Genomic DNA, 15,619 nt, shown 5'->3' with positions numbered 1-15,619 from the left:
CACGCTCTCCTTGGGTGCATTTCTCGTCAGGCACGTCCGCCCCTGCCCCGCTCGGCGTAGCATCTGCTCGGCGCCTAGCTCAATCCCGCACCTCGCCGACGAGGTAGATCTCGAGGAGCTGCCAGGCCTGCGGGGAATGGGCCCGCCCGCGTTCCTTGGTCTCGAAGGCCGAGGTGCTCTCCTTGCCGCAGTGGTCGGTGATCGTTCGTGGCGGCGCGGGATGCGCGGAGAGATACTTGGTGACGTCGTACGCCTTGCCGCGGATCACCAGCCAGCAATCCTCGGGGCGGTCGTGGTGCGCAACCTCGGCGCGGCTCAGGAGCCGCGCCTCTCGGGGTGCGACGGGATGCCGGGATCTCTGCACCGCCAGGCTCACGAGCGTGCCCCACGCGAGCACGAAGGCGAGCGCGGCGACGAGGACGACACGCCGGGTGTTCATCGCGCCATGCCCTCCTCGGCATGAATGTGTGCCGCTGGCACGCCGCGCGCGCGCAGAGCTCGTCGGAGAGCGTCCACCATGGCGGGCGGACCGGCGAGCATGAGCTCTTTCCCTTCGAGCGAGCCCACGCGTGATTCGATAGCGGGGACCGTCGGCAGCCCGTCCGTGTCCTCGTAAATCGTGTGAACACAAATGTTTGGGCGATCCCGGGTGAGCGTACGGAGATCCTCCAGGTAGAGCGCCGCGCCTTCCTTCGCGGCGCAGTAGACGATGTCGATCGAGGGCCCGTCCGCGGCGATGATCGACGCGCGGCCCAGAAACGGCGTCACGCCGATCCCGCCGCCGATCCAGACTTGCGGTCGATTCATGGTTCTCGGGGGAAATAACCCTCCGAAAGGCCCCTGGACGGCGGCCTCCGTGCCGACCGTGACCTCCTGGATGTGCCGCGTACAGAAGCCCAGCGCTTTGACCGAGACGTGGAGGCGTGGATCGTCGGGATGACCGGTCAGGGTGTAAGGGTGGGACTCGGCGCACGCCTGATAGTCGGGAGAATCGCGCATGGCCAGATACACGAACTGTCCCGCCTCGAAGCGGAGTTTCTTGTCGAGGGGCTCGAGCACGAGATCCACGACCTTCGGTCCGCGGCGCCGCGCGCTGGTGATCCGGTAGCGGAGGCCTCGCGACGGCGGATCTTGCGCGAGGAGGCGATGCGCGAAGCCCAGAACCCCCAGGGCGACGAGCCCGAGCGCGAGTCCGCCAGCCACCGAGCCGCGGTAGGTCGCAACCAGGTGCCATCCCATGGCGCCGTACGCCAGCCCCATGGCCCGATGCAATCGACGCCAGCGATGAAATGGTATGCGTTGCGCGACGGTCACGACGAAGAAAACGAGGAACAGGAGCAACGCGAGCCAGCCCGAGAATACGACCTTGGACGACGGATTGGGCCAGAGGAGACGAAGCGCCGCAGCCGGCTCCACCAGAAAGGCGCCGAGCGCAAGCGCGAGCGGGTGGACGAGGAGCAGCAGGAACCCTGCTACTCCGAGCGCGTGATGGGCCTGGTAGACGTGACCGAGGCCTCGGAACGCCCGATCGAGCCAGGTCAGGCGCAGCATGAGCAGCATCGAGACCGCGAACAGGCCAGCAGCGGCAAACCCCGTGAATCGCGCGAATCCGTACCAGGTGAGCGCGTCCGCGCCTGCGGAACACGCCCACGTGAGCGCGGGCGTCACCGCAAGGGTGGTGGCAACGAGCACGGGGAAGCAGGACGGGAGCTTCAGCACGAGCTCGCCTTTTGCAAGCATGAGACCACGCTCGGTACGACGTGTTTGCGGGCAGGAATGTGAAGCGAGCGACCAGGATCATGGCTGCGCGGCCCGTGGGCTGCATGAAACCCCATTTGCGGCGCATCCCGTCGAGCGCCGCTCGCACAGGAGGTCACCGTGGTAGGCATTCGCCCGGCATCACGCAAGGACGTCGCGCTCTCCGCGCCTGCGAGGGTGAGCAAGCTCCTCTGGTTCGTTTTCTTCGTCGGCTTGGGTCTTCCGGCATGCGCGGATGCCGCGTCCGCGCCATTGGTACCGGCGAGGTTCAAGGAAGGGATCGGTCCCCTCGCCAAGGAACGCTGCGACGGCTGCCACGAGCGAATGCCGGGCGGAGCGATGAGCGTCTATCGCAACGCGAGAGCCCGCGTCACGCCAGGCGATCCCGGGGCCAGCCCCTATTACACCGTCCCGATGGGCGGGGGCCATCCTGTCTCCTGGGGAGACTCCGCCTCGGCGGTGCACGCGTGGATCGAAGCGGGGGCGCCCGAGTAGCGGGCGCTCTCTCAGCTACCGCTCGACCAAGTCAGGACACCCCCAGCGCCCGCAAGCCCGACGAACCCGGCCAAGCGCGTGCGCCGCGCCACGACGAACCTGCCGGGAGAGCCGGGCTCGGGCACGATGAGGAACGTCTGCGGCGTGGGGTGCGCTCGCCGAAGAGCTCGCAGGCGGCGGTGCGGGCGAGCGCGAGGGCGAACGAGCGGGAGGGCATAGGGGAAAGCGAGAATTCCCCGGGTCGACGAGGGCAGCGCGCGCGGCCGCGTGGTCCGGGCTTTTGCCCGGCGAGGAGCTGTGCGATAGTCGCGCTGCGCATGAGCCAGACAAAAACGGACGCACTTTCCCTCGGCGCGGCTGTCGTGTTGCTCCTCCTGCCGCAGCGGCCGCCGCTCTTGCTCGTGGATCGGATCGAGGGGTATTCGCGCGCGCCCCGCCCCACGCTGCACGCGGCGCGCGCGGTGAGCGTGAACGAGCCGTTTTTCTCGGCGGAGCTGCCGACGCCGCCCGTGCTGCCGCGGGCGCTCGCGCTCGAGGGCATCGTGCAAGCGGCGAACATCCTGCAAATCTTCGTGGCGGTGCAGCGGGATCTCGAAGCAATCGGCCGAAACCCGATCGAGCTCGTGTCGGCGCTGCGCAACACGGACCTCGGATACCGCCTCGAACCCGGCTTCATGCCGGGCCTCGGCGAGGACATCCTGGCCGCGATCACGATGGCGGGGCCCGCGCGCACGGGCGCGATCGGCGCGAGCCAGCTCCGCTTCCTGCGCCACGTGTTCCCGGGCGACGTGCTGACCTACGAGGTCCGGCTCATCCGCGAGGGCGCGGACGTGCAACATTTCGAGGCAGACGTCGAGGTGCGCGGGCAGACGGTGGCCCAGGGGATGTTTTCGTTATCGAAGGTGGAGGGGATTCTGCGCTGAAGCGCGGGGGGCGTCCCGCCCCGCGCCTCAGGCCACCCGGCTCCGGTCCTCGCGCGCGCCGGTCCGCGCGGCGTCCGCGCGCGCGAGGGGTTTCGGCCGGCTCTCCGTGCAATCGACGATCTCCCAATCGATCGTCTCGCCATACGCGCGCACGAGGCGCTCCTCGACGACGCGCTTCGATTCGGGGCTCCGATCGATCCCGAGGAAGCGGCGCCCGAGGCGCGTGGCCACGCTGAGCGTGGTGCCCGAGCCGCAGAAGGGATCGAGCACGACGTCGCCCTCGTTGCTCGCGGCGAGGATGACACGTTCGAGCAGCGCCTCGGGTTTTTGCGTCGGATACCCGAGCCGCTCCTTGCCCTTCGCCGCGATCACGCCGATCTCCCAGACGTCCGAGAGCGGCGGCCCCTTCGTCTCCTCGTCGGAGACGCTCGGCTTGCGGTGTCCGGCGGAGAAATCAGCGCGCTGCTTTTTCGTGCCAAACGTCTTTTTCGTGGACTCCGCGAGCTCCTCGTAGCCGTAGAGCGTGTGGAACGTGTGCTCGTTCGAGGGCTCGCGCGTGTAGAAGAAGAGCACGTCGTGCATGCGCTGGAAGCGGCGCGCGCGGGCGGGCCAGCGGCGGTAACGCCAGACGATCTCGTTGCGGAAGCAGTCCGGTCCGAAGACCGCGTCCATCAGGATCTTGAGGTAATGGCTCGCGGTGGGGTCGCAATGCAAGAAGACGCTGCCCGTGGCGCGGAGGACGCGGCGAATCTCGACGAGGCGGGGCGCCATCATGGCGAGGTAGGCCATCGTGTCGCAAGGGCCGAGGAAGCCGTGGAGGCCCGCGAGCGCCCGCCCGACGGGCTCGTCCCGGGCGACGAGGGCCGCGAGCGCGCGCGCGGCGGTCTCGCCCCAGGCCCAGGTGTCGTCGAACGCGAGGGCGCCGGGTTCGTCCGCCGTGACGCCCGTGTAGAGGTGGTACGCCCTTCCGCTTTGAAAGGGTGGATCCAGGTAGACGAGGTCGACCGAGGCGGAAGGGATACGGTCCCGCAGGACGTCGAGGTTGTCGCCGACGAAATAGGTGCCGCGGCGCGCGGGCGGGAGGGGCGAAGGGTGGCTCGACATGAGGGGGCGTACGGCTCCTAGCAGGGAGCGCGGACGCGGGCCAAGATGTCGGCGGGGACGTTCAGAAGTCGACGCGCGCGCCGGCCTGGAGCCACCGCGGGGCGCCGGGGCGCGCGCCATAAGGACGGCGAGAGGCGATGTAGGCGGTGTCGAGCAGGTTCCGCCCGAGCGCGTAAATCGTCAGCCATTTGAGCGGGCGGACGTTGACGGAGGCGTCGAGGAGGAAATAATCGTCCGTCGCCGTCCCGGGCGCGGGTTCACCCTGCGAGGCGATTTCGCGCATGCTGCTGGTGTACGTGCAGCCGACGTTCGCGCCCCAGCGCGGCGTCTCGACGCCGACCGAGGCCGCGATCTGGTGGCGCGGGACGTAGGGCAGCGCGTCGCCGGCCTCGACGTCGCCGAAGATCGGGTCGGCCGAGGGGAAGCTGTTCGTGAATTGCGCGTCCGTGTACGTCCAGCTCAAGCGCCCGGGGAGCGCGAGGTTGTCCCGGAGCTTGAGCTCGCTCTCGGCATACGCCTCGAAGCCGAGCACACGCGCGCGTCCGCCGTCGGTCTGCTGGTCGAGGTTCTCCTGGACGCAGCCCGTGGAGAACGAGCACAGGTTCGTGAGGTTCTTGTAGTCGCTGTAGAAGCCGATGATCTCGGCGCGGACGCGTTTCGGCGACCAGCGTACGCCGGCCTCGTAGTTCCAGCTCTTCTCGGGGCGCACGATGTCGTTTTGCCCCGGCGGGACGGGGGAGAAGCCCTGGTGGACGCCGGCGAGGAGGCCAAAGTCGCGCGGCAATGCGAGGTAGACGCCCGCGCCCGGCACGACGACCTGCTGGATGGTGAGGTTTTGCTCGCCCGTGAGGTGATTCTCGAGGACGCTGCGGATCGATTCGAGGCGCGCGCCGGCGGTGAGCGTGAGCGGTCCCCAGGTCGCGGCGTCGGTCGCGTACATGGAGATCGCGTGGGTGAAGGCGTTGTTGTCGGCGGTCGTCTCCGTGGGGCGCCCCTCGGGGATCGGCGTGCCGCCTTCGATGAGGAAGCCGTCCTGGGTATGCAGGCGGCGGATCGAGTCGTAATGGAGGCGGACGCCATACTCGATCCGGTGGGAGATGGGGCCGGTCTTCGGGCGCCAGGAGACCGTGGACTGGAGGCCTTGCGAGACGAACGAGCGGTCGTTCGGCCCGATCATGAGCGTCTCCGCGTCGGTGCTCGGGGAAATGGCGCCCGTGAGCACGCCGTAATAGAGGGCGTTGCGCGGGTCGTCCGGGTTCGCGAGGACGCTCGCGACCGAGGTGCCGCGGAAGCCGTTCACCTTGCGCCACGCCCTGTGCAGGTCGTGGCGGTAGAGGATCGTGGTGAGCTCCAGGTTCGGGCGGAACCGCGCGCGGTGCGTGAGCTGGAATTGCGTGCGGTTCGAGACCATGCGGTCGAGGCGGCTCGCGCCATACCGGCGATACGGCGTCGCCTGGAAGTCCTCGTCGCTGAGGCCGAGGTACGTCTCGTTCGAGCCTTCGTTCTGGTAGCCCACCTTGAGCTCGAGCTCGTTCACGACGGAGCCCACGGGATCGAAGGTGTATCGGCCCTTCATCATGATGTCGGTTCGGGCAAACCCGGTGTCGCCGCCGCCGTCGAGGTCCTTGAATCCGTCGTTCGCGAGGTGCACGGCTTCGAGGAGGACGCCGTATTTGTCGTCGGCGAGGCCTTGCCGCAGGTGGACCTTGCGGAGCATGTACTGGCCGAACGAGACGTCGAGCATGCCGCGGCGCTCGGAGGGAATGGCCGCGGTGATCATGTCGATGGCGCCGCCGACGGTATGCGGGCCGTAGCTGATCGCGGAGGGGCCCTTCACCACGCGCACGGAATCCATGCGGCCGATGAGCGGGAAGTAATAGGCGGCGGGCGCGGAGTAGGGCGCCGGTCCGAGGAGGACGCCGTCCTCCATGAGCGTGATCTTCTTGCTGCGGTCGGAGACGGCGCCACGAATGCCGATGTTCGGGCGCAGGCCGAAGCCGTCTTCCTCGCGGACGTAGACGCCGGGGACGCCGAGGAGGATCTTGTGGGGATCGTCGTACTTGAAGCGCTGGAGCTGCTTCGTCGTGACGACGTGCGCCGAGCCGCTCGTTTGCTGGAGGCGGGTGCCGACGACCGAGATTTCAATGGGGGGAGGAGGCTCGGCGTTTTTCGCGTTCGCGTCTTCGGTCGCCTCGGTCGGCGGCGTGGCCTCGGGCGGCGGCGCGGCTTCAGGCGGCGAAGGCGGGTCGCCTCCGGTCTGGGCGAGCGCCGCGGGCGAGAGCGAGAGCAAGAGGAGCGCGGGGAGCGTCGAGCGGCGAATCAGGGGCGATGCCATGCCAGGGACTCGAGGTGAATGGGAGGTGCTTGCGGGACGGGCCGGATCCAGGTGGCCTTGGCGAGCCCGTCGGACATGGATGCGAGGTCGATCGTCGGATCGAGGAGCAGCTCGGCCGGACGGCCATTGAGCGAGACGGGCGTGTGTGCCCGGACGACGGGGCGTACGCCTTCGCGGGCCTCGAAATCACGCGCGATCTGGTGCGCGAGGCGCAGGATGAGGTCCGGCTGCGTGGAGAAGTCGCGCTCCTGGCGGTTGTTCAGGTACTTGCGCGGGGGGACCTCCTGGGTGCGGCCGGTGCGCGGGTCCGTCACGAGATACGTGACGGATCCGTTTTTCTCGCGGAGCATGACGCGCCAGGAAAAACGGATGCCTTGCTCGTGCCAGAGGACGTTTCCCCCATAGAGGTGCGTCCGGAGGGGCCAGAGGAGGTGGAAGGCGCAATAACACGCGACGAGGGCGACCCGGGCGCCAAAGAGGCGGGGGAGGGGCGCGTCGGCGGGGGCGGGCAAGGCGGGCGCGGGGGCGGGGGCGCGGCGCCGGAAGAAGGCGACAAGGTTGCGTGGCCAGCTCGGCGAGAAAAACACGAGCGCCGCGACGACCATGATGACCGGGAACATGCCGATCGGAAAGAGGAGCTTCGTCGCCGCGTGAAAGAGGAGGACGACGGCATACGCGGCGACGCGGGTCCGCGGCATGAGCAGAAAGGCCACGACCGTGAGGTCGAAGAGGCAGCCCGCCCAGCTCATGGCGAAGGCGACCCAGCGTTCGCCGAGGAGCGGGCCGACGATGGGCAGGTAGGTGCGCGACGAGAGCCAAATGTTGAGGGGCTGGGCGTGGAGGAGCCAATCGCTGTTGACCTTCGCGAGGCCCGCGAAGAAGTAGACGGCGCCGACCTGGAAGCGGAGGAGGTACGTGCACCACGCGGGCAAGGTCGCGCGGTGGAGCTTCGGGAAGAGCCAAGCGTCCACCGAATGGGCGCGGTGGAGGGGCATGAAGGAGAGGAGGAGCGCGAGCAGGCTGACGAGGTAGTAATGGTTGAGGTAGTTCGTGACGTCGAGGAGCTGGACGTACGTGAAGCCGAGGAGGAAGAGGATGATCGCGGCGCGATAGAGGAAGCCGACCGCGACGCACGCGCTGATGACGGCGAGCGCCACGAAGAGCGCGTGCATTCCCCGGGCGGAGAGCGGCGCGAGCCAGTCGAAGCCCCAGTAGGACAGGAAAAACCGGGGCTTGACGAAGAACTCGTCCACCCAGCCATAGGCGAGGAAGCGGAGCGCGCTCACGCAGCCGAGGAGGCCGAAGCAGAAGCGGAACGCGGCGAGCGCCGCCGCGTCCTCCGGGCGAAGGAGGAGCGACGCGAGCCGCGCGAGGCGGCCCGGGGGGGCCGCGTCGGCTCGTTCAGTCATTGTCCCCTTCCACGGTCTGCGGGAGCTCGAGATCCAAGACCGTGACGAACTCGGTCTTGAGGCTGTCCGTGATTCGTTTCACGGCGTCGTGGAGCTGCTTGACGCTCTCGGGGTTCTGCGCGAGGGCCTGGGCGAGATCGTCGCTCGGGACGGCGTCGGCCGCAGCGATGGCGCCATTGACGTCGGCGTTCATCTTTTCGGCGAGCGCGGTCGCGCCGAGCGCGATGAGCACGTCGTCGAAGCCCACGCCCTCGCCGTCCTTGCACCCGCTCATGAGCATGCGGAAGCCGACCAGGTTGTTCCGCACGTGCACCCTCGATCGGCCGGCGAAGCGTGATTCCACGGTCTCGGGGCAGGTCGCGGTGCTGCAATCGAGGAGGCCGAGCGGGCGCGCGAGCTTCAGGTCCTTCACTTGAATCTCGACGTGGAACATCGCGTCGCTGACCGCATTGAGGGCCATCTGCTCCGTCGTGTACGCCGAGCCGCTTTTGCCCGCGTTCCTGAACTGCGTGTCGAAATCCCCCTCGCCCGGGCGCCACGCGCCGAGGAGCTTGCCGGCCATCGCGGCGATGCCCGAGGAGACGGACGAGGCATAGGCGGACTTCCGCGAAGCGAGTTCGTCCGCGCCCAGCGCGGCCCACGAGCCGGAGCTGTTGATGGCGGACGCGGGGTTGCAGGCGTTGTCCGTGCCCGTGTAGAAGAGGAGGTATTCGGCCGCGGCGAGGCCACGCATGTTGATGAGCGCGGTGGTGCCGAAATCGGAGGCCTCGTACGCCTTGGAAACGATGTTTTGTTCGACGAGGCAGCGGCTCACGAGCGGCCACGAGTAAACGGTGTCGCGCAGGCCCTGGCCGCCGGGCGTGTTCGTGGGGCCGCCGGGGCCGAACTGGAAGGGCTCGGCGCGTTGCCAGAGGTCGATGGCCTTGGTCCAGGCGGTCTGCGCCTCGGCGCGGGCTTGGGGGTCGGTTTTGGCTTTGGCCGCCGCGGTGGAGAGCTCCTGGGCGGCTTTCTGGAAGGCGTCGAGGAGATCGAGGTTGCACGTGGCAATGGCGTCGATCAGCGTCGCGCGGGTGACGGTCCCCATCCCGCCCGTCGGATCGCCGCTGCTGCCGCTGGTCGAGGACGAGGAGGTCGTGGAGCCTTCATTCGAATCGGGCGGAGGGCGGCCCGTCGAGTAAAAAGCGATTCGCTCGCAGCCCGCGACGAGGCCGAGGGCGAAAAGACCACCGAGGAGCGCGCGCGCGACGCTCCCGCCTTGCAGCCACCTCCTGGGAGGCGGAGGGCTCACCTGCGAATGATTCTGCATGGACATCCTCTTCCCTTCCGAAGCTTGGTCCCGAGCAGGGGGGCGGATGGTAGCACGCTTGTCGAAGTTGAAAACTACTTTCAACTTCGTTCGTGCTGAAAGATGACTCCCGGACGGAAACCGAGGTGGCCCGTTGAGGGATGGTTCGTTGGGGTACCACGGATCCTCTGGCGCGTTGCATGGTTTGTTAATTTGAGCACAAATAATCCAACGGCCGGTGTAAATCAGCTCGCTTCTTGCGGATAGCGCGGGGATCGGGGTGCGGTTTCCGGTTGACACGATGCAGGGCGTGCATTACCCACCCTCGCTGTTGAAAATGTTTTTCATTTTCTATTTCAAGTGAGCGCACGTAGTTGCGGGGCGCCACATCGGACTCGACTGAGAAATAACGTAAGGAGAAGCATAAAATGAACGCGAATACGGGAGCCATCCGCCGCGCTTGGGCGCGAACCACGTACCTCGTGCCCCTCTCGGCCTGCGTGCTGCTCGGCGCGCTCGCCGCCGGCTGCGGGGACGACACGGGCGGCACGGGCGGGGGAGGCCAGGGCGGGACGGGCGCGACGGGCGGCACGGGCGGCATCGGCGGCACGGGCGGCATCGGTGGCACCGGCGGCGACGGCGGCACGGGCGGCATCGGCGGCACCGGCGGCGCCGGTGGAATGGGCGGCGCCGGTGGAATGGGCGGCGCCGGCGGCGCGGGCGGAGGCGAGGAAGCGAAGCCCGTGCCCGTGCCCATTTCGGAAGCGGGGCACGATCGGCTGTACGGCGTGACGTTCGACGCGCAGGGCAACTTCTACGCGACCGGCCACGCGGCGGAGGCGACGGACGCGACCGCGGATTTCGCGACGATCGTCGTGAAGTTCAAGCCGACCGGCGAGATCGATACGACGTTCGGTACGAGCGGCATCGCCACGCACAACGTGGCGGTGGGTACGAACGGCGAGGTGACGCGCGGGATCGTGGTGCAATCGACGGGCAAGATCGTCGTCGCCGGCACGATCGAGCACGCGGGCGCGGCGGACGCGCGGGATCGTGATATCGCCGTGACGCGGTTCAACGCCGACGGGACGGTCGATACGACCTTCGGCACGAACGGGGTGGCCGTGCTCGACCTGAGCGAGGGCGAGCTCGTGGGCAATACTTACGTCGCGGATACGCAGTGGGGCCTGAACGTCTACGCAGACGATCGGCTGCTCGTCGTCGGCGCGCAGAAGGCGCCCGGCCGCACGGACACCGATTTCGCCGCGGTGCGCCTGAGCGCCGACGGGGCGATCGACAATGGCTTCGGGACGAACGGCGTCGTGCTGCTCGACATCGCCCAGCAGAACGCGTCCCCGAAGTCGGGCCGCATCCTCGCCGACGGGAGCGTCGTGATTTCCGGGTACAACCGGGACGGGGACAACATCGTGAGCCCCGTGATCTACAAACTCGACAGTGCGGGCAAGTTCGACACGACGTTCGGCACGGGCGGCGTGTTCAACCAGGTCGTGCTCGCCTCGGTCGCCGAGGCCTACGACATCATCCCGCAAGGGGCGAACTTCGTGACCGTGGGTTACGGTTCGAATGGCGGCAACGAAAACGTCGACTGGCTGTCGCTCCGCATCACGGGCGACGGCAAGCTCGATACGACGTACGGCCAGAATGGGCACGTCCGCGTCGACCTGGCCGGCAACACCGACAACGGCCGCGCGCTGGTCGCGCTCGGCGACAAGCGTTCGCTGCTCGTAGGCGGCGGGAGGCCGGCGGCCGATAACATCGACGCGATGGTCGCCGTGCTGACCGAGAACGGGGAGGTCGACACGACCTTCGCGCCAAAGGGCTTGAAGCAATACGATCTCGGCGGGGCGGCCGATATGTTCTGGGGCGTGGCGCTCTCGCCCGACCAGAAGCACGCGGCGATTGTCGGGGCGAAGTCCGTGGGCATGGGCCCCGGGAACGACGACGGCGTGCTGCTCCTCCTGCCCGTCGGGAACTGAACGATTTCCTCCCCCCCGTGGCGCATCGGCCCCGGCACGCGCTGCCCTTGACGGGCGGCGCGTGCCGGGGCACGAACCTCCCCATTGCCGCCCCTTGAAATCGTCGCCACGGACGATGCTTTCCGGGATTGGGTCGACGTGGTGAACGCCGCGGATGTTTGGGGAATCCCCTCGTTCGAGGACGCTCGCCATCTGCGCGGGCTTCATCCGGGCCGGCTGGATGGGGTGGTTCGGAGCGACGGGCAGCCCGTGGGCGCCGCCTTCGTCCGACCTCCCGCAGGCAATGGCGCGGATGCGTGTGGCGTGGCGGGCTTGTGGGTGCGGCCCGAACATCGGCGGCGGGGCGTGGCCGCGGCGATGCACGTCGCGCTTTCGGAGCATGCGCGGCGGCTCGGGTTGCAGAAGCTCGAAATCGAAGCGCACGAGAGCGAGAGAGATGCTCGCGGTTACCTCGAACGGCGTGGGTACGAGGAGGTGGGGCGTCAGCTCGAGCTCGCGCTGGACCTCGATTCGACGCCGATGCTCGAGGTGAAGCCGCCGGACGGCATCACGATCGTGACCCGCGCCGAGCGGCCCGATCTTTTGCGCGGCATGTACCAGGTCGCGTGCGAGGCCATTCCGGGCATCCCCGGGGAGGCGGCGGACGAGGTGGGATCGTTCGAAGACTGGCTCGCCACGGACATGGATAGGCCTATCCATACCCATGACCTCACGTTCCTCGCGATGCAGGGCGCGGAGGTCGTCGGGTATGCGGTGCTCCAGCGCGGCCGCGGCGGCGTCGCGTTCCACAGCCTCACGGGGGTGCGGCGGGGATGGCGCGGACGCGGCATCGCGAGCGCGCTCAAACGGGCGCAGGTGGCCGGCGCGAAGCGGGCCGGCTTTCGACGGCTGGTGACGGAGAACATCGTCGAGAATGCTCCGATCCGGCACCTCAACGCGTCGATGAGGTACCGGCCTCTGGCGAGCATGATTCTCTTTCGCGGGCCGCTCCTGGGAGCGGCGCGATAGTGCGCGGCGTTTTTCCTACCCTCGCGGCGCATTCCCATGGTTGGTCACGCCCGCTCCCTGGGGGGCGCCGCCGCGCGAGAGCCGCAGCGCATACGTGATCGCCGCCTGTAGATTCGCGCACGTCACGATGCCCGAGAGGTCGGCGCCGATTTCCACGAGGGTGCGCGCCACCTCGGCGCGAATGCCGCTCAGCACCATTTGCGCGCCGAGCAGGCGCACGGCGTGCGCGGTCCGGACGAGCGCGCACGCGACCTGTTCGTCGAGGTCGACCACGCCGGTGACGTCGAGGATGGCCACGCGCACGCGCCCGCCGCTGATGCCCGCGAGGAGCACTTCGAGCACCCGGTCGGCGCGGGCCGGATCGATGGCGCCGATGAGCGGCATGGCCACGACGTCCTCGCGGATCGGGACGAGGGGCGTGGAGAGCTGGCGCAGGCGCTCTTCGCTGGTCCGCAGCGCCTCGTAGGCCCGCTTCTGCTCGGTCATGTCGAGGAGCTGCGACATGAAATGGACCGGCGCGCCGCTCGCGTCGCGCACGAGGGCGACGTGGAGGAGGACGTCGACGATCGCCCCGTTCCGGTGGAAAAAACGCTTTTTGAGCTGATAACGTGGGATCTCGCCGCGGAGCGTTTTCCCGAGGAGCTCGAGATCGACCTCGAGGTCGTCCGCGTGCGTGATGTCCTGGAAGCGAAGCTGCACGAGCTCCTCGGGCGAATAGCCGAGCATCTCGGCGAGCGAGCGGTTCACGCGGACGAAGCTGCCCTCGAGGCTGACGATGGTGAGTCCGATCGGTGAACAGTCGAACATCTGCTGGAAGCGCTCCTCATTGAGGTGCCGCTCCTGTTCGACGAGCGCGTGGTCCTCGAGGAGCCGGCGCGCGTCCTCCACCTGGGCGCGGAGAGCCTGGTTCTCGGCGGCCAGCGCGGCATTGCGGCGCTCCAGTTCCACGTAAGTGAGCGTGGGATGGTCTGGCGTGTACGTACTCATGTCCCCCGTACGAAGATGAACGTTCCCTTAGGATACACCTGCGGGCACACATCCGAAATATCGTAGTTTGTAGTGCCGAACAGCGGGAAGGCGTGCGTTTGCAGCGGAATGTGGTGCTGGCGTCAGGTGGTTGGTCAGGTGGTGCACCGAGAGGCTCACGCCGCTCGAACTCTGCATCCGCTCACGTCCGCAAGACGGCCCCGCCCCCGACCGCGTCCACGACGCGCACGCCGCCCGGCGGAAAACCAATCGCCACGAGCCGCGGCGTGCCTTTCGGCTGCGTATGATATCGCTTCCACACGGGCGAGACGCCGCCGCCGTGCCGCCGGAAGACCTCCCGCTCGGTGACGAGCCAAGGCACGCCCTCGTCGTCGAGGCCCATGGCCACGGGAATGCCCTCCGCTTCGGAGGCCTCGACCGCGGAGCCCCCGCGATCGAAGCGCATCACGAGGCCCGCACCCGCGGCCCACGCTTCGCCCTCGGCGCCCGCTACGCAGAGGAGCAAGGCGGGTTTGTCGTTCAAGCTCGCGGCGGAGGAGCGGACCTCCTGGTCGTATCCAATCCACAAGGCGCGCGCCTTCTTGCCGCGCAAGCTGCCCGCGACGAAAAAGCCGAGCGGGCCCGAGGCAATCGCGGAGACCTCGCCGCCGAGCGGCAAGAGCAGCGGATCGGCCCAGCGTACGCCGTCGTTCGAGAGCCAGAGCTCCGGTCCGCCCTCGCCCGCGTCGGCCGTCACCACCCCGAAGGCACGGCCGTCGCCGAGCGTCGCCACGATTTCACCGACGGGCCCCTCGTCCGCGCGCCGTGGCAACGTGCCCTGCACGAACGACTCGCCCCGCTGCAAGAGGACGTGGGCCGGGCCCACGAGCGCAATGCCCCCGCCTGGGCCACGCACGAGCCACCGCGAGGCGGCGATCTGCGCTCGATAAGGTCGAGGGACGTCGACCGAGAATGTACGCGGCTCCTTTTTGGACAAACCATGCAGCTCGCTGCCCGATCGCGCGAATCCCCAGGGGCCCGGGAGGAACACGACGCCGCCCGGCTCCAAAAGGAGGGGTTTTTCGCTCGTGGTGCGCGGAGGCGCGAGCGCGTCCATCGCGGCAAAGACCTCCTCCTCGGACGGCAAGATGCGCGTCTTGCGGAACGAGGTCATCGGCTGGTGCTCGCGCGCCGCGATTTCGATCCACCGCGCCGCGGCCGCTTCCAGGGGCGGGAGCAGCGCCTCGGCGAACGCGTCGACCGAGGGGAATCGCGGCGGCGAGCCCTCGAACATGGAGCCGCCGAGCAATTTTCGAGCGTGTGTCTCGTAAAACTTGGCGCCTTCGAGGTCCCACGTCCCCTCGGGCAGCACCGGCGAGGCGCCTTGCCGGAGCGCAAGATCGATGGCGCCGAAGAGCTCCTCCGCCGCCAGAAAGCCGCGGTGCAGCTTCTTCGCCGTGCGCAGGCTGCGCCGCTCGCCCATGTACCAGGAGGGCATCGAGCGGCACCATTCCTCGCCCGTGAGCATGAACCAGATCGTGGAGGCGAGCGCGTGCACGTCCGTCCAAGGCCCGACGAGCGGATTGCGCCGCGACGGCGCGACCGACGAGAGCGCCTGCTCGGGGCCCCCATACCCGAGCGTGATCCCCTGCACGGTCGCGAGCGTGAGCCCGTCGACCCGCGCAATGCCACAATCGGCGATCTTCGGCGTTTCATCGTCCAGCGGGCCGGCGACGAAGACGTTGTCGGGCTTGAGGTCGCGGTGGAGGACGCCGAGGCCGTGGAGGACACGGACGCCCTCGATCATGCCGCGCGCGAGCCTGTGGGCGCGGACCGGATCCACGCCCGTCTCCCGCGCTTTGGCGACGCGATCGGTGAGCGTCACGCCCTCGCTCGATGCTTCGACGTATTCGAGCGCGATCCAGGGCAGGATGAGGGGCGGCTCCTCTTCGAGCGCGACCTCGGCGCTGCCATGCCCGTAATAACCGATGACGAATTCGCTGGGCGGGACGAGGTTCTTCACCCGTTCGAGCGCTTCGATCTCGCGCTGCGCGAGCTCCCGGCTCGTCATGCCCATCTGCGCGAGGCCCTGCTCGGTCCCGGGCTTGACGAGCTTCACCGCGACCCGGGAGGGCGCGAGCGCCGAGAGGCCGGGCGCCTCCGTTTCCTCGTCACGCTCGGCGAGGAATACGGCGGACATTCCGCCGGAGCCGAGCCACTGCACGAGAGAGAGGCCCGCGGGGTCGCCGGTCTCCGGGTCGACGAGCGCGGGTTTGTCGTCGGCGAGATCGGTGAGCTCGATGTCGGTGCACCGCAGAACGGGAATCATGGGCCGCCGG

General features: G+C 68.5%; 12 protein-coding genes. 4 read left to right on the top strand and 8 right to left on the bottom strand.

Annotation, left to right across the window (positions count from 1 at the left end; genetic code table 11):
• Positions 1-79 precede the first annotated feature (79 nt).
• Together POL67_RS39835 and POL67_RS39830 are read right to left on the bottom strand one after the other, a co-directional pair.
• The gene (locus tag POL67_RS39835) at positions 80-439 is read right to left on the bottom strand and encodes a cytochrome b5 domain-containing protein (RefSeq protein ID WP_271926052.1); all 360 of its coding nucleotides are present in this window, start codon (positions 437-439) and stop codon (positions 80-82) included.
• Positions 436-1,740 carry a ferredoxin reductase family protein gene (locus tag POL67_RS39830; protein ID WP_271926050.1) on the bottom strand — a complete coding sequence of 435 codons (1,305 nt, stop codon included), beginning with the start codon at positions 1,738-1,740 and terminating at the stop codon, positions 436-438. The genes POL67_RS39835 and POL67_RS39830 overlap by 4 nt, the downstream gene beginning before the upstream one ends.
• Before the next feature lie 138 nt (positions 1,741-1,878).
• On the opposite strand from POL67_RS39830, the gene POL67_RS39825 reads away from it, so the two are divergent.
• Positions 1,879-2,253, top strand: a complete 375-nt coding sequence (locus tag POL67_RS39825) for a hypothetical protein (RefSeq protein ID WP_271926049.1) — start codon at positions 1,879-1,881, stop codon at positions 2,251-2,253.
• Positions 2,254-2,570: 317 nt separating this feature from the next.
• Entirely contained in the window at positions 2,571-3,176 is a 606-nt protein-coding gene (locus POL67_RS39820; RefSeq protein WP_271926046.1) for a hotdog family protein, read from the top strand.
• A 27-nt stretch (positions 3,177-3,203) separates the two neighbouring features.
• Here the strand turns inward: POL67_RS39820 and POL67_RS39815 are convergent, their stop codons facing one another.
• The 4 genes from POL67_RS39815 to POL67_RS39800 form a co-directional block, all read right to left on the bottom strand.
• A complete protein-coding gene (locus tag POL67_RS39815; protein WP_271926045.1) occupies positions 3,204-4,280 on the bottom strand; it encodes a DNA-methyltransferase in 1,077 nt (358 codons plus the stop codon).
• A gap of 61 nt (positions 4,281-4,341) precedes the next feature.
• Positions 4,342-6,615 (bottom strand): TonB-dependent receptor family protein, encoded by a 2,274-nt coding sequence (locus POL67_RS39810; protein WP_271926044.1) that lies wholly within the window; start codon positions 6,613-6,615, stop codon positions 4,342-4,344.
• Positions 6,600-8,024, bottom strand: coding sequence for an HTTM domain-containing protein (locus tag POL67_RS39805; protein ID WP_271926042.1), 1,425 nt, complete (start codon positions 8,022-8,024; stop codon positions 6,600-6,602). The genes POL67_RS39810 and POL67_RS39805 overlap by 16 nt, the downstream gene beginning before the upstream one ends.
• Positions 8,017-9,330: an imelysin family protein gene (locus POL67_RS39800; protein WP_271926041.1), complete on the bottom strand. Its 1,314-nt coding sequence runs from the start codon at positions 9,328-9,330 to the stop codon at positions 8,017-8,019. The genes POL67_RS39805 and POL67_RS39800 overlap by 8 nt, the downstream gene beginning before the upstream one ends.
• Positions 9,331-9,737: 407 nt before the next feature.
• On the opposite strand from POL67_RS39800, the gene POL67_RS39795 reads away from it, so the two are divergent.
• Positions 9,738-11,306 carry a delta-60 repeat domain-containing protein gene (locus POL67_RS39795; protein WP_271926039.1) on the top strand — a complete coding sequence of 523 codons (1,569 nt, stop codon included), beginning with the start codon at positions 9,738-9,740 and terminating at the stop codon, positions 11,304-11,306.
• A gap of 84 nt (positions 11,307-11,390) precedes the next feature.
• On the top strand, positions 11,391-12,314 hold the full coding sequence (locus tag POL67_RS39790) for a GNAT family N-acetyltransferase (protein ID WP_271926037.1): 924 nt from the start codon (positions 11,391-11,393) through the stop codon (positions 12,312-12,314).
• A 15-nt stretch (positions 12,315-12,329) separates the two neighbouring features.
• Here the strand turns inward: POL67_RS39790 and POL67_RS39785 are convergent, their stop codons facing one another.
• Complete coding sequence (locus POL67_RS39785) at positions 12,330-13,301, bottom strand: PAS domain S-box protein (protein WP_271926036.1); 972 nt, start codon at positions 13,299-13,301, stop codon at positions 12,330-12,332.
• A gap of 181 nt (positions 13,302-13,482) precedes the next feature.
• On the bottom strand, positions 13,483-15,609 hold the full coding sequence (locus POL67_RS39780; RefSeq protein ID WP_271926035.1) for a serine/threonine-protein kinase: 2,127 nt from the start codon (positions 15,607-15,609) through the stop codon (positions 13,483-13,485).
• Positions 15,610-15,619 lie beyond the last annotated feature (10 nt).

The sequence above is a fragment of the Polyangium mundeleinium genome (genome assembly GCF_028369105.1).
Classification (GTDB): domain Bacteria; phylum Myxococcota_A; class Polyangia; order Polyangiales; family Polyangiaceae; genus Polyangium; species Polyangium mundeleinium.
This window is presented reverse-complemented; position numbering and strand designations above follow the sequence as displayed.

What these genes read in the sequence shown, in the direction of transcription:
- POL67_RS39835 (WP_271926052.1), bottom strand. Translation starts at nt 439, where the DNA reads ATGAACACCCGGCGTGTCGTCCTCGTCGCCGCGCTCGCCTTCGTGCTC.
- POL67_RS39830 (WP_271926050.1), bottom strand. Translation starts at nt 1,740, where the DNA reads ATGCTTGCAAAAGGCGAGCTCGTGCTGAAGCTCCCGTCCTGCTTCCCC.
- POL67_RS39820 (WP_271926046.1), top strand. Translation starts at nt 2,571, where the DNA reads ATGAGCCAGACAAAAACGGACGCACTTTCCCTCGGCGCGGCTGTCGTG.
- POL67_RS39815 (WP_271926045.1), bottom strand. Translation starts at nt 4,280, where the DNA reads ATGTCGAGCCACCCTTCGCCCCTCCCGCCCGCGCGCCGCGGCACCTAT.
- POL67_RS39810 (WP_271926044.1), bottom strand. Translation starts at nt 6,615, where the DNA reads ATGGCATCGCCCCTGATTCGCCGCTCGACGCTCCCCGCGCTCCTCTTG.
- POL67_RS39805 (WP_271926042.1), bottom strand. Translation starts at nt 8,024, where the DNA reads ATGACTGAACGAGCCGACGCGGCCCCCCCGGGCCGCCTCGCGCGGCTC.
- POL67_RS39800 (WP_271926041.1), bottom strand. Translation starts at nt 9,330, where the DNA reads ATGCAGAATCATTCGCAGGTGAGCCCTCCGCCTCCCAGGAGGTGGCTG.
- POL67_RS39795 (WP_271926039.1), top strand. Translation starts at nt 9,738, where the DNA reads ATGAACGCGAATACGGGAGCCATCCGCCGCGCTTGGGCGCGAACCACG.
- POL67_RS39785 (WP_271926036.1), bottom strand. Translation starts at nt 13,301, where the DNA reads ATGAGTACGTACACGCCAGACCATCCCACGCTCACTTACGTGGAACTG.
- POL67_RS39780 (WP_271926035.1), bottom strand. Translation starts at nt 15,609, where the DNA reads ATGATTCCCGTTCTGCGGTGCACCGACATCGAGCTCACCGATCTCGCC.